Origin of the sequence: Psychrobacter sp. ANT_WB68 (genome assembly GCF_008369115.1) — a bacterium.
Classification (GTDB): Bacteria; Pseudomonadota; Gammaproteobacteria; order Pseudomonadales; family Moraxellaceae; genus Psychrobacter.
This window is the reverse complement of the sequence record NZ_VOAZ01000001.1, coordinates 1,075,775-1,088,526: the sequence shown is the minus strand read 5'-3', so window position 1 is coordinate 1,088,526 and position 12,752 is coordinate 1,075,775. Positions and strand designations below refer to the sequence as shown.

Genomic DNA, 12,752 nt, shown 5'->3' with positions numbered 1-12,752 from the left:
GGCAATAAAAAACCCTCACAATGGAGGGTGTGTTTGTTCGAGTTCATTAAACTAAAAAAATAAGACTAAGTTGCTGATAAATATATTGTTATTACCAATAAAAAATCACCACTTAGCCACCGCATCAATGCAAGCTAAATAATTGGTTAGCGCAAACTCCCTGATCGCGTCTTCTTTGTACTTATCAGTACTAAAGTTCGGTTGACGATAAGCATCCGTAATTATTGCAGTGTACATCTTATTGATTTTTACCGCTGCATCGCTGCCATTATTTGAAGAATCAAGCGCCGCTAAGGCTGTCTGAATAGGTACGCCGTTAAGCCGTGCTTTCATTGCGGTTTCTGAAACAGAAGTCACGGAATCGCAAATCTGTTTCTTTGATGCATCAATACTTTCTTTATTAGCTGTATATTTACTGTTTGACGCCTCACGTTTTTCTTTGTTAGCGGCATTAACAATCTCTTTATTGGAGGCGGCCAGTTCAGAATCAGGCACACCTTGTGCCTGACTATCAATAGGCGCTTCAACCGTAACAGGCTGTTGAGCTACTGGCTGCGGAATACTAGCGCGTAAAGCCTCTGTTTCAGCCATACGGGCAGCGCGAGCCTTCTCGGACTGTGCGCTGCTATAGTAATTAAAACCAATAATAACTATTAGTGCTATTGCTGCTATGATTACTATCTTTTTGATGTCCATAATTTCTCTAATAAAGGTGTATTTAGTTAACACAAAAGAACTATTAAGTTTAAGGCTTCATTCTATTAATGTCATAACCTGAGAAATCAAATTCAAACTCTGCATCTGGCAATCCAACAAGTGGAACGGTAATAGATGCCTTGCCTGACGACTTAATCGCCTTTATCAGCTTTTCCATATCTCCTAATGCAAAGCTGTTATCGCTAAATACGCCATTAATGCTTTGGCGGACGCGGTAAATACCACTTGTGCTACCGTTCTTCTTATACCGCAGTTGGCAACTAGTCACGCAATCAGTATCGGCAAACAAGACTGTGATCTTTAGATAGTCTTTTGCTTCTCCCTGACTATCCACAAAATTATGTATCTGCACGGTCATGAGCGCGTTATTGTACTCATTAGATGTGGGGATGGTATTCAATGAATTAATATTGGCAAACCGTGATGTACCTACTTGATTATATTCCCAAAGAGACTCCTGGTCGGGATTGCCGGGCTGATTATTATCCGAGCCATTACTACCAATGCCGCCCATACCCTCTCGCGCTGCGTCCATATCATCATAACCACCGCCGCAAGCACTTAACGCCAATGCTAATCCTACCGCTACCAGTTTTTTCATAGCCAAACACTCGATAAAGTTATATTTACCCAACCTTAACCGATTGGTGAGATTTGAGCAATACTGTCGAGTCCTTCACCACCATCTAATTGACTGAATAAATCCACCCATGACGAATAAGAATAGTATAAACACCAATGCGTTGATTAATCTTCTCACTGTCCGCGAGCTTTCATATCTGTCGAGCATCTTAGCCACCCATTCACCTAAATCTATGTTAAAATTCATCTACGTTGTTCTCCTAAATTGCGCTTAGGGGTTCAAATAAAAAAGCCCACCGGTTACAGCCGATGGGCTTTTTGCTTGTCTGCCCACTGTATGTGAGCAATATATTTAAATTGTCAAAAACTTGCGAACCTTACAGGGGTGTCGCTCTAAACCTCAATCTCCACATAAGTTAAATTAGGCGCATCGCTTACTATTTGACCGTCAGCAATAAAAACCTTGCTGCCTATCTCGTAAGCGGCGCTTGATTGTACGATGGTATTACCGCCACCTTGCATGGTGACGGTATAGTTTGAGCCTTGCCTATCAATGACAGTCGCTAATTGCTTAGCGCCCCGCTCAGTGACGTTTTTGAATAGCTGCCATAAGTTACCACTAGCCACCTGTCACCTCCTTGTCAAAATGACGCTCAACATCAATAGACTGTTCAATCTCTAATGCTCGATTACTTGATAGACGACCTGTGATAGTCGTACCTCTGACCATACCCACCCACGATTCACCATCATTCACGCCAATCAAAGTAGATGGCTTTAATACGCCAATATCAGTATGCAGCGGCATTGATATACCGATGTTACCGATATCTCCCGTATCGCTTAATATCATCTTGCCGCGGCTAATAGCGGCGGCTGTATCGGTCATTAAGTCGCTCGTTACCATTGGCGGCTGATACCCTCCGCTTGTGCCTGTGCGCTTGATTAACGCACCGATGCCGTTATCATTCTCGCCGTATAAAGTCACGCCATTATAACCAGGCTTATTGACACGTCCACGACTGCGGCTGGTGATAAGCGACATTGGCAAGTTAATGCTAGGCGTTTGCGCTGCCCATTCCCATGATGGGATTGGATAGTGTGCTAATACGTGCAAAACATCAGCACTCATATCCGCATTGATAAAGCCACCTGCTGCCTCGGCTATCCATTGCAAGCTATTGATGGGCGTTTTGCCTGTGTAGCTGTAAGTATTGGCTGGAATATTCCAACCGTTTACTCCTGCAAGCTGCCAGTCAAGCGTAAAGCCTGACGGTACGCCACTGCGGTTTAATTCCGCATCAGCTATCTGCCTTGCGCTCATAGCTGTGTCAAACTTAAAGCCGCGTTGTGTCGCGTATGGGTGCGCTAATAGCATAGCGCGTGACTTGCCTTTGATGGTTAAGCTACTTTCACCAAACGATACGCTGTCATCACAACTATCAAGTACAAAGCGCCATAGGTTGCCGTTACAAGTAAAGTCCACGCCAATACGCTGCTCATGTGCCGTATCGACTTTTGATAGCTCAGAGAGTGGCACAGTGGCACTAAACGACCATGTATAGCTATTGCTATCAATTCCCACGGTAAAGGCTAATAACTTAATCTCACGCCCATCATCTGAGCGCACTAATGACACACTGTTTGTCACAAATATGACTCCTGTAGATGGTAAAGGCTCGGGCTGCTCATTGTTGTGATAGCAGATAGTGCCAAAATTCAGATTGGTACTTGGCAACCACTTACAAGCAAAATGCAGATTTGTTGATCTATCAAACGTTTCATCGGGTATCAAATTGCCATGACAGCCAATCCACGGCGGTAATTTTGCAAACTCAATCAACTGCTCAAAGCTGCAACCTGATAGCTTAGCGTACTGGCTATCAGTTGATAACTTGCGGGCTAATAACTCGCTATACTCACCTTTAATTTGTCGCTCAGCTTGGCGTTTAAGCATAGCCTCAAAGCCGTACCACTGACTTTGACCAACCAACCTTGCATCTTCATTTTTTAGCGTATTTTTACTTGCTATAAACGTCTGATATTCTGCTAATTGATTGCTGCTAGTACCAACAAGTTTTGCGGATTCGGTTAATATCTGCTCACTACTTACCAGTTTGGTATTAGCCTCAAACTGCACTTGATTATCCGTACCTATCAGCCTTGATTGCTGCCAATCTGTATTGATATTGGTTGTTAGTTTATCGTTACTCTCGAACTGACCTTGCTTGCTGATGCCCTGTAATTTAGCGTTTTGCATATCACTAGATATATCGCCGATCAAGCCTCTAAATACATTTGAATCGTAATAAATAGAGCTTGCGACAACACCTGTTAAATCATGGTAAACATCACCACTTGCATTGACCGTATTAGGCTCAATCGTAGAATCACCAACACTGCCAAAATTAAGATCAGCACTTGAGTTATCCCAAAGCTGCTCAAAATTTAAGTTAGGATTTGGGATAAAATCAGACATTAAGCGCCTCTATATAGTGATTGATAATGCCTGTATATTCAGATAACCACCCGCTTGCACAGACGGCTTGTCTAGCATCAAATCCACGCCGACCTCCAAATCTAAAGCGGTTGCAGAGCCTATTATCAAGTGAGCGACTGTTGGTATGCCTGACTGCAATATCAACGCCTTTGGTATCGTATTAAATACTAATTTTCCACTAACAATGCTGTATTGCATAGGGGTTGATAGTGGCAAAGATACAAGCTCATTAACCCCATTAGTGACAGACAACCTAGCACCTCTAGTGTTAGCGTCAGCAACTAAGCCTTGCCACATCTGCTGCTTGCCGTACCCTCTTATATTCATGTCGTCATACCTGATTTAAGCCCATCCTGAATAGCGGCGTTATACGTGCGATTAGGGTGTATTGATACCGCATAATACTCACGCCCTGCATCTAATCCATCAAACCTATAAGCGCCTAAGCTGCTTGACCATGTGCGCTGCATTAATTTGTGAGTCATGCGGTCGTATAACAAAACCTCTGCTTTTAAGGGCATCTTTGAATCGCCTGACTTGCCCTGTGTTACTAATCCGCTCAGACTTCCTGACTCGTCGGCACTAAAGACGTTTAAATAATCACTACCATTTACGTCATTAATGTTTAGTTTTTTGAGGTTAACATCAAAATAAGTTAGGCTAGTGGGGTTTTTTATCGGGAAACTGCACTCGATATGTTGATGCGTCTCAAGTGAATTGAATGAGTCACCTGCCTGTATATCAAAGCTTGTCCAACGCTCATTGGGTGCGCCCTCAATATCCGCTTTCATAGCCAAACCAAAACTGACAAGCTCCTGCGGCTCGTCAAACTGGTAGTAGAACCAAAAGTTGCGAGCGTGACCTGAGTTTGGTATGTATCTTGATGACACAATACCAACAACACCATCTAATAAGCTGTCTTTAGGAAAGTTAAGCCCCAAAGCGCTATCATCCCACTGGTTTTTCATTGTGAGCTTAGTGATGTCCGTTGCTCTACCAGTCGTGGTAACAAAATCAACCTCACCAAAAGTAAGGGCGTCATAAATATAACCGGTCTGACAGACTATGTTGTTTATACAAAAGCACTTAAAAGCTGCCATTTTTAACCCCTTAACTCAAATGCAAAGAATGAGGTCATGCCTTCATTATGATAGTTAGCACCTAAAATTAAATACTTGCCTTGCTGCTTATTGAGTACCGCCTTATTGTTGTAAGTCCATCTGTTATTTATCCATTTAATAGTTGGCAATGTGCCACGTATGCCGCTATTTGTTTTGACGTAAATATCATGCAGGATAATACTGTTATCAGGCTTATTAGGGGATGGTAAATTGTCACTGCGTCCACTTACCTGCTGATTATTACCTGTGTTTAAGCTAAATAGCCCGCAAGGCTCGTGCGTATTACCAATGCCCGTGTAATCACGCAAAATAAATTTACCGCTTGTGTCTAGTGACTTCCACTGGCAGTTTGCCGAATTTAGACCAGTAGGGAAGTATTCGCCATTAGCATTAGCAGGTCTCAGTCCGTCAGTTGCAGATAAAAAGCAATTAAAGCTATCAACGTTACTTACTGAGTTGATAGGTGTGAAGGCATAAGTGGCACGGCCATTGCTATTTGTTATTTTTGCCCAAAAGTAAAAACAACTATCATCGCCGACAAGCTCCCACTCAAGGCTCGGTGATTGCCCTGTTGTTGACTGCTCTTTTAGATAAGGGCTTGTCTCGACACCGTGATACCACTTAGCCCAGCCGTAAACACCTGACGCGCCTGTCACGCCGTTGCCTTGCTCATTAGTATTCGTATTGTTTGGCGCTGTAGGGGCTTTTGCGAACGAGCCAAAATTATCAATATCAACCATATATTCAGCTATGGTGATACGCGCAAACTTAGCCCATGTTGTGTCGTAACCTGCAGGTAGTGAGTTATCGACACGCAACACAAAGCGGTTTTTAGTAGTGTCCTTTGCTGTAAACACTGATTTATTTACGCCTGTAAACTTCTCAGTCCAGCCTAGCGGTGCAGTTTTAAGAGTCATCATGCCGGTTGCCGAGGTGATACCAACAACATTAACTGTGATTGTTGTCGTAGTAGCTGATAAAACACGGTGCTCAGTATTAAAAGCTACTTGGTCTGCTCCGCTAATAGCAACCACCTGATGCTCAATAAAGCCATGATTGCTGCCTAGTGTGATAGTGGCTATACCGTCTGCAATCACTACAGACGACACTTGCTGCTCATTAAAGCCATTAAGCAAACAGCCTTTTAATACACTTAACAAGCTACCCCACTCACTAGCAAGATTGGGCGCGCCTTTCATCGTGCTATAAAAAAACTTAGTAAGCATTATTCGCCCCTATCTCTGTCAATGTTGGCGTGATAGCCAATCGTAAAGTCGTAATTATCTTGGCTTGAGCCTTGATGCTGCTGAATCGCATTACCGATCCAAACTGGATACTTAGCCGCACCCGTATTAAACCGCACCACGTTATTAGCCGACCAACCAATGCCCCATGCGCCTTGCGGTATCGTAAAGTATGGCTGTGCTGTCATAGGGTTAAGTGGCGCTGTAATCTCAGCCGTTGAGCCTGTGCCAATCTCACCAACCGTTTCACCGATAATTCTAAACGTGGTAGCAGTGGTAAAGACCAGTGCCCAGCGTTCTTCAATCGCATCACGATTAGTCACCACGATAGGATTGTTGGTTGTTTGTAGTTGTGACGTTGCAGCATCACCGATAAGCGTATTACTAAAAATACTTGTCCACGACTTTTGGCTAAACGTGTTAAACGCTCTCGCTTGCATATCACCAGCTAATAGCATTGAGCTAAAGACGGCTGCTGTGCTGTAGCCATGCGTAATAGGCGTTGATAGCGTCACACGACCTGATATGTCAGTCTCAATCACTAGTGCAATATCCATAATGCGATATTTAGCGGTTAAAGGTGCTGTTAATCCTGTCATCACAAACGCGCTATTTAGCTTCAACGTACCTGCATCTAAGTCAATATCTAGGTAATCAAAATTAACTTTTTTACCGGTACTATCAACAACATTGACATCAGATAAACGCTCAAACCCTAAATCAAAAACATTACCGGCCGCATTGGTTGGTAGCTGCATCATCTTAAGCTCAGTTATCGCAATGCTGTCACCTTTACGCACAAATGGCACACGACCATCACTAGGCAAGCGCACGGGATCAAGTCCGATAAGCTCTTTATCAAGGGGCAAATAGCTGTATGCAATCGCGTTATATCTAACCGTATTGGGTTTAATATAAATCGGCTTATTGATGTAATTCACGCCGTCAGCAATATAAGTATTATCGGCGTCATACCAAGGCTCGCTTGCAATATCAGGATAATCAGCTACTCTTAGCTTTTCAAAAAAGTAAATAACCACTACGCCAAGCTTGTAATCAACAAAGCCATGTGCGTATTGACTACCAGTAATATTTCCCTGTGGGTCTGTCGATAGCGTCAAAGCCGTACCGTTCAACAGCTCGACACTCACAGACAAAGAGTTTTCTTTTAACGGCGCTACTGGTGTTTTGAATACCATATTAAACACGGGCACATCATTAGAGCCGCGCAGCATCGATTCTAATTGCACCAAATTTGTTTTGTTAGCATCCCAGTTCGACAAAGCAATCAAGCCTGACAAATAATCAATTGTGCCAACGCTTGCCGCGTTGCGCTTTATCTGCCCAAAGCCATCAGTTAATCTTGCACCGAACGCTTGCATCAGCACCGAACCGTTTACAATAGGGTCGGCAACCGATGACGGCATATTGATAAACAAACTGCCCGTTTTAACCACCTTGTTTGCGGCCTCAGTGGTATTAACCGTGTTCGCTCTAAGGGTCATCTGAACATTTTTGCTACTAAACTCTCTGTTTTTTAGAGTTGCCTTAAATCCATTCATTTTATACCCTTATTTATCTGTAGCTGCTTGTGTATAAGACCTGTCCATCGATTTGAACATATGATGAATTAGCGGATAATGTGAAGCTAATATTACCGGCTGCCAAATTAACGCTACTGCTCACTAAGACAACCTTAAATGGTGACGGGCTTTGACCTGCAAGTGATAATGATGTTGAGTTAATATTAAGCGTTGCTGTTACCTCGCCTCCGCCCAATATCACCTCAACCGTACCACCCAATATCGCCTCACCTGCTGAAATCGTGCCGCTATAATTACCAATGCCGTTGTAACCGTTAGGCTCGCTTTTGCTAACCGACTTTGTGCCGCCCGCTATAATCTTGTTGTACGTCAGCGTGAAATCAGTGCCAACTTCGACGGTCGTATTAGGTGCAATCACAATCACGTTACCTAATAAATAACCCGTTGCATCACCTGTTATTACGCCATTACTAAGCACCGCCGAACCTGTTGACCAAGTGATAGTAATATTGCCTTTTGGCATATCAGCGCCTAACGATAGCTTGTGGTAGGCTTTGGGTAATGTCGTTGCAGGATATTGCGTGTTACCTAAATCAACGCCAAAGCTATAAGTGATATAACTGCCAGCATCAGGTATCGCCTCAGTGCTTAACAATACTGTTTTGCCCTGTATCGTACCGCGACCGTTACCGCCGTCATCTACAAGCAAGCCACGCCCATTATCATGTACTAGGTAGTTATTCCCCTGAACCGTATAGGATATTTTTAGACTGTTAGGCGTAGGCTCAGATATAAGCTCTCTAACAAAGTTATAACCTGCATTATCACCGACTATCTGATAATCCGTTTGTGCAACACTAACTACTTCGCTAGCAGGTTTATAACTACCTGTAATTGCTTGCTGACCTAATGGCGCATTGCTATACCATGTGACCTGACCAGTGCCGTAGTTAATTGACGCATAAGCAACACCGCTAGACGCGACTAACTCATTATTAATATCAGTAAGCGTTAAGCTGCCCAATGTTAAGCTAAGCGTACCGGCTGACACGCCTGACGATAAGTTAAACGCCGTGTTAGCGGCGACCGTTACCGACTGATTAACCGCAATAACGCCATTACCACGTGCCTGTGTTGTGATTTGATTGGCTGCATCTAGCTGTAGCAGTGGTGTTTCTACCTGTGTGCTTGGCACAACTTGCGTATAGATTGAATCAAGCTTTACCTGACGGCTTGTCATTGCTGTCACCGGCTCAGCCAATCGGCTTGCGCTGTAGTATTTAGCAGCATCAGCCACGCGCGCCTCACGCAAAATAGCGCGTCTATTAGTGTTGGCATTTTGGTAAAACTCAGGAACGGTTAAGCCATTGAATGTTTTGGTTAGCGTATCGCCAAACTCAATCGTCACCACTGTACGTGTTACTGTCTCGCTCACAGTGCGTTGAAATCTACGCTCAACAACATCAACTTTAAGCGGTCTAAGGTATTGATAAAATTCGTCTGATTGCCCCTCGTTTTGCACGATAACCAAGGGCTGACCAACAGCAGGAACTTGATCGCCTTTATCAAGTGAGATTTGAATAACACGTTGACCAGTTAACTGTGTCTCTAATACGTGCCCCGCCCACTTTGAGCCAAAAGCCAGATAGCTTTCAATCTTGTTTTGAGCATCAACCCGTCTATCTGCAAAGCTGCTCGCTTTAAAGGCAAAGACGCTGATATTTGGGTTTTCAGGTAATTCAGTAAACAGCATACGCACTGCTTGCAACAATTCAGCGTTGGCGGTCTTTACTGCTAGCGATACTTTACGCAGACGCACACGACCGATTAAGCGGTCAATATCCGACACATCAGGGAATAAGTTATTTGATACGCCATCGATGACAGCGATACCCGTTGGTAAGCCGCCGCCATCAGGTGTATCAGCCATAATCTCGGACTTTAATATCTCTAAATCGTTTTGAGTAATCGCCATTGTCATCATCCGTCAAATTTTAGGCATTAAAAAACCCACTATATGAGTGGGCTGTGGTTCTGCTGATTGTTATTGTTATGTGCTCGGTATCTCTAAAAACTTAAGTGTCACAATAAATAGGTCGTCCAGTGATGGGCTAATAAACTCTTTAACGGGTCTGGCATTGATAGCCTCGCCTGTCGTGTCAAACATGACTTTTACGCGCTTAACTTGACCATCTGCTCGATAATCAAGCCAAAAGGTTGCGCCTAACTTGTCACGCTCTGCTTTGAGCGCATTGACCGTACTACGAGTTAAAAACCCCATATCGCTAGGCGCTTGCATAGTGTATGGTCTGCCAGCCTTTCGGATTGACTGCTCAACAATCATAGTGCCGTCTAATGCGTACTTAGTGCTTGATACTAGCGATGACCAATCATGCTCATCGCTAGGATATAACTCATCGTCAAGCTCAATAACAGCATTGGTGATGGTATTAGTGAGCTTGGTGTCCATGAGTTATCCTTATGGTGTTTTGATAATGTTGATAATGCGGCCATAACCATCTAGCAGACTGCCATCTGATTGCACTTGATCTTGTACGATAAGCGCCGTACCGCCAAATGATAGCTCGCCAACTTCTTCATTAATAAATTGCATTGAGTTATCAGTTTTTGGGCTGTAACGATACAATTCAAACGACATTGGGTCACCACCGAACGCATCAACACCTTTGAAGAATACATAGTATTCAGCGTTATCAGGCATTGAAAAGAACTCAGATACGCTAATCTCGCCCTCGGTATAACTGGCTTTGAATGGCCCCGTAAACGTTGCCAAGTCTTTAAACGTAATAACGCCATAGTCAGCATCTAACGTGTAGTTAGTGCCCTCTACCAATGGCGCGTCTGCACTATCTTTAATGGTTAGCAGTGATACATTAACACCGTTTAGTTTGACTGACTCACCGGTTAACGCTGTGGCAACCACTTCATCGACAACCGTGTCAATGCCCTTAGTGATTAGCTCAGCACCAAATGCCAATGCTACGTCTGCCGGTACAAGCTCGTTAGTGGTAGCTGATAGCTCGACGGTGCGACCAGTCGTTAAGATTTTGGCATCTGCACGTTTACCGGTCTTAGTTTCTTTGATGGTGGTGCTTTCAGTAGATACGCTTAGCTCAACTGACGTTTGGTTGCCAAGTTCGCGGATTGTGGTGCGCTTGCCATCTACAATACGCGCAATCATCAGCGAGCCTTGTAGCGACTTAAAGTGTTCATTTCTAGCCATGGTATTTTCTCTCTTAATTAGATTTTGCGTAAAATTTCAAACATAAATGGAAAATATGCGAATCCGCTATCGCTGCCATTGGTCACTGGTGAGGCTGTTTTATCAAAGCGACCATAACCTTTTAGCTCTGGATTAAATCCCATCATGCAATCGTGTAGCTGCATGATGTAAGGGTCTGCTAGTGCTCTAATGCTATGGGTATCGACAGACTGAGCGCATGTATCATTGATTTTCAAGACGACTAGCCATTGGTCGTACTGGATTGACTTGGTGCGATTATCACGCCCTACCTGTTCGCTAAAGCGTTCGCCATACCAGATAAGACTGACCGATGGCGCGTTATTGCGATTATCAAGCATCTCCTCGATGCTAAAAGGCGTATCAACATCGATAAGCCCATCGACATTGGTTTTTATATGATCGACCAGTATCGGCTCAACGGCGAAATACTCTAAGGTACTCATACGACCATTGCCCCCGATCTGAAACTGGTGTCGTAAAAATCACCTGTTTTATCAATAACATTGCCTTCATCATCAATCAAAGCCAATTTGCCCGCTGCTATTTTATCGAGCCACAAAACAAGATTTTTATAATCCTCATTAACATCATCAGGGCGCTTGTTTTTAAATAGCTTATAGCGAGCAACCAAAGCGCAAGCATCTTTTAAGGAGCTTGGTATCGTTGCCAGTGGCAAGTAATCGGACACATAGCTGTTGATGTACCTTGTGGCATCAGCGATGCGCGTGACAGTCGCATCAGGGTCTTTAATGTTACGCTCAAGACCTGCGATGTCGTCCTCGCCGTATCTATTCACTAAATCGTCTCTAGTAATCATTATTTCACCCTATATGTTATTGCCTGGCGCATTTGACCTGTATCAATCAGCGGCTTACTTGACCCTTTACGAGCGATAGTAGAGGCTGCTAATGGCGTAAATTGAGCCGTAACCATATACTTTTGTATGTCAGCCACAGCCATCACGCCAATTGTTTGCCATGTATTATTGAGCGATTGCTTACGTCTGATAATAGGCGTGATTTGTTTGCCAGCATACGCAAGATACTTTTTGCGATTGGCCTTAAGTGACGGCTCGATAAACGGACGTTTTGGCACACCTAAACCCAGCTCATGAATAGCCGCTAAGTCTTTTAGTGCAATCGGTCTAGCTGCCTTACTTGTGATAGACGGCTTGTGCATAGCGCCATCAAGATAGCCCACCTCAATTTTGCTAGTAAAATTTCTAGCTGTTGAGCGTATGCGGTCAAGCAAGCCATTATCGCGCCGCGTTACCGATGTGCTAATCATGACTTATCTTTAGCATCAGCCTTTGCTTTAGGTGCTGGCGTCAAATCAGGATTAACCACGGTTTTAGTCGTGGCTTTATCGACTACCAAAGCGCCGTTTGCGAATAGCTTGGCGCCGATGCCGTTTGCTTTAACTTTAGCAAGTTGGTCATCTGCTAACTCGATAGCTTCACCTTTTTTAAAGGCAATATCTGCTACCGTGTAGCTGTCATGTGCGCCCACGTATTTAACCTTTGTCATTTTTAGCTCCTGCTTTCTCAGTTGCTTTAGATTCAACGATAGTGCTGTCATCTAAAAACGCCTTACTAAAAGAATCTGCTTTAAACGCCTTTAATTGCTCAGCGTTTAGTTCGGTTTCAACGCCTTTTTCAAACAAGACACCCGCAACTCTTAACGAGCGATTAGCACCGTTATATGTAAACTTACTCATTGCTTTACCCTCAAATTTTGGACAATAAAAAAGCGCCTTAATAGACGCTTAATTATCGTTTTG

Annotated in this window: 16 protein-coding genes; all 16 read right to left on the bottom strand. The window is 43.7% G+C overall.

Annotation, left to right across the window (positions count from 1 at the left end; all coding sequences use genetic code 11):
- Positions 1-105 precede the first annotated feature (105 nt).
- Positions 106-591, bottom strand: coding sequence for a hypothetical protein (locus tag FQ084_RS04630; RefSeq protein WP_149489428.1), 486 nt, complete (start codon positions 589-591; stop codon positions 106-108).
- Positions 592-745: 154 nt separating this feature from the next.
- Positions 746-1,351, bottom strand: a complete 606-nt coding sequence (locus tag FQ084_RS04625) for a hypothetical protein (RefSeq protein ID WP_149489427.1) — start codon at positions 1,349-1,351, stop codon at positions 746-748.
- Between the two features lie 341 nt (positions 1,352-1,692).
- Complete coding sequence (locus FQ084_RS04620; RefSeq protein WP_149489426.1) at positions 1,693-1,926, bottom strand: hypothetical protein; 234 nt, start codon at positions 1,924-1,926, stop codon at positions 1,693-1,695.
- On the bottom strand, positions 1,919-3,778 hold the full coding sequence (locus FQ084_RS04615) for a hypothetical protein (RefSeq protein WP_149489425.1): 1,860 nt from the start codon (positions 3,776-3,778) through the stop codon (positions 1,919-1,921). The genes FQ084_RS04620 and FQ084_RS04615 overlap by 8 nt, the downstream gene beginning before the upstream one ends.
- Positions 3,779-3,787: 9 nt before the next feature.
- The gene (locus FQ084_RS04610) at positions 3,788-4,126 is read right to left on the bottom strand and encodes a hypothetical protein (RefSeq protein ID WP_149489424.1); all 339 of its coding nucleotides are present in this window, start codon (positions 4,124-4,126) and stop codon (positions 3,788-3,790) included.
- Positions 4,123-4,899 (bottom strand): hypothetical protein, encoded by a 777-nt coding sequence (locus tag FQ084_RS04605; RefSeq protein WP_149489423.1) that lies wholly within the window; start codon positions 4,897-4,899, stop codon positions 4,123-4,125. The genes FQ084_RS04610 and FQ084_RS04605 overlap by 4 nt, the downstream gene beginning before the upstream one ends.
- 2 nt (positions 4,900-4,901) lie before the next feature.
- Positions 4,902-6,146 carry a hypothetical protein gene (locus FQ084_RS04600; RefSeq protein WP_149489422.1) on the bottom strand — a complete coding sequence of 415 codons (1,245 nt, stop codon included), beginning with the start codon at positions 6,144-6,146 and terminating at the stop codon, positions 4,902-4,904.
- Positions 6,146-7,726 (bottom strand): hypothetical protein, encoded by a 1,581-nt coding sequence (locus FQ084_RS04595; protein WP_149489421.1) that lies wholly within the window; start codon positions 7,724-7,726, stop codon positions 6,146-6,148. Before FQ084_RS04595 ends, FQ084_RS04600 begins: the two co-directional genes overlap by 1 nt.
- Before the next feature lie 13 nt (positions 7,727-7,739).
- Positions 7,740-9,683, bottom strand: a complete 1,944-nt coding sequence (locus FQ084_RS04590; protein ID WP_149489420.1) for a hypothetical protein — start codon at positions 9,681-9,683, stop codon at positions 7,740-7,742.
- Positions 9,684-9,758: 75 nt separating this feature from the next.
- Complete coding sequence (locus FQ084_RS04585) at positions 9,759-10,178, bottom strand: hypothetical protein (RefSeq protein ID WP_149489419.1); 420 nt, start codon at positions 10,176-10,178, stop codon at positions 9,759-9,761.
- 9 nt (positions 10,179-10,187) lie between these two features.
- Entirely contained in the window at positions 10,188-10,952 is a 765-nt protein-coding gene (locus FQ084_RS04580) for a hypothetical protein (protein WP_149489418.1), read from the bottom strand.
- A 17-nt stretch (positions 10,953-10,969) separates the two neighbouring features.
- Positions 10,970-11,416: a hypothetical protein gene (locus tag FQ084_RS04575; protein ID WP_149489417.1), complete on the bottom strand. Its 447-nt coding sequence runs from the start codon at positions 11,414-11,416 to the stop codon at positions 10,970-10,972.
- A complete protein-coding gene (locus FQ084_RS04570) occupies positions 11,413-11,790 on the bottom strand; it encodes a DUF1320 domain-containing protein (protein ID WP_149489416.1) in 378 nt (125 codons plus the stop codon). Before FQ084_RS04570 ends, FQ084_RS04575 begins: the two co-directional genes overlap by 4 nt.
- Positions 11,790-12,260, bottom strand: coding sequence for a hypothetical protein (locus FQ084_RS04565; protein ID WP_149489415.1), 471 nt, complete (start codon positions 12,258-12,260; stop codon positions 11,790-11,792). Before FQ084_RS04565 ends, FQ084_RS04570 begins: the two co-directional genes overlap by 1 nt.
- The gene (locus tag FQ084_RS04560) at positions 12,257-12,499 is read right to left on the bottom strand and encodes a hypothetical protein (RefSeq protein WP_149489414.1); all 243 of its coding nucleotides are present in this window, start codon (positions 12,497-12,499) and stop codon (positions 12,257-12,259) included. The genes FQ084_RS04565 and FQ084_RS04560 overlap by 4 nt, the downstream gene beginning before the upstream one ends.
- Positions 12,486-12,689, bottom strand: coding sequence for a hypothetical protein (locus tag FQ084_RS04555; protein WP_149489413.1), 204 nt, complete (start codon positions 12,687-12,689; stop codon positions 12,486-12,488). Before FQ084_RS04555 ends, FQ084_RS04560 begins: the two co-directional genes overlap by 14 nt.
- Positions 12,690-12,752: the final 63 nt, after the last annotated feature.

Coding starts and splice junctions, on each gene's coding strand:
- FQ084_RS04630 (WP_149489428.1), bottom strand. CDS start 591: ATGGCTGAAACAGAGGCTTTACGCGCTAGTATTCCGCAGCCAGTAGCT.
- FQ084_RS04615 (WP_149489425.1), bottom strand. CDS start 3,778: ATGTCTGATTTTATCCCAAATCCTAACTTAAATTTTGAGCAGCTTTGG.
- FQ084_RS04610 (WP_149489424.1), bottom strand. CDS start 4,126: ATGAATATAAGAGGGTACGGCAAGCAGCAGATGTGGCAAGGCTTAGTT.
- FQ084_RS04605 (WP_149489423.1), bottom strand. CDS start 4,899: ATGGCAGCTTTTAAGTGCTTTTGTATAAACAACATAGTCTGTCAGACC.
- FQ084_RS04600 (WP_149489422.1), bottom strand. CDS start 6,146: ATGCTTACTAAGTTTTTTTATAGCACGATGAAAGGCGCGCCCAATCTT.
- FQ084_RS04595 (WP_149489421.1), bottom strand. CDS start 7,726: ATGAATGGATTTAAGGCAACTCTAAAAAACAGAGAGTTTAGTAGCAAA.
- FQ084_RS04590 (WP_149489420.1), bottom strand. CDS start 9,683: ATGGCGATTACTCAAAACGATTTAGAGATATTAAAGTCCGAGATTATG.
- FQ084_RS04585 (WP_149489419.1), bottom strand. CDS start 10,178: ATGGACACCAAGCTCACTAATACCATCACCAATGCTGTTATTGAGCTT.
- FQ084_RS04580 (WP_149489418.1), bottom strand. CDS start 10,952: ATGGCTAGAAATGAACACTTTAAGTCGCTACAAGGCTCGCTGATGATT.
- FQ084_RS04575 (WP_149489417.1), bottom strand. CDS start 11,416: ATGAGTACCTTAGAGTATTTCGCCGTTGAGCCGATACTGGTCGATCAT.
- FQ084_RS04570 (WP_149489416.1), bottom strand. CDS start 11,790: ATGATTACTAGAGACGATTTAGTGAATAGATACGGCGAGGACGACATC.
- FQ084_RS04565 (WP_149489415.1), bottom strand. CDS start 12,260: ATGATTAGCACATCGGTAACGCGGCGCGATAATGGCTTGCTTGACCGC.
- FQ084_RS04560 (WP_149489414.1), bottom strand. CDS start 12,499: ATGACAAAGGTTAAATACGTGGGCGCACATGACAGCTACACGGTAGCA.
- FQ084_RS04555 (WP_149489413.1), bottom strand. CDS start 12,689: ATGAGTAAGTTTACATATAACGGTGCTAATCGCTCGTTAAGAGTTGCG.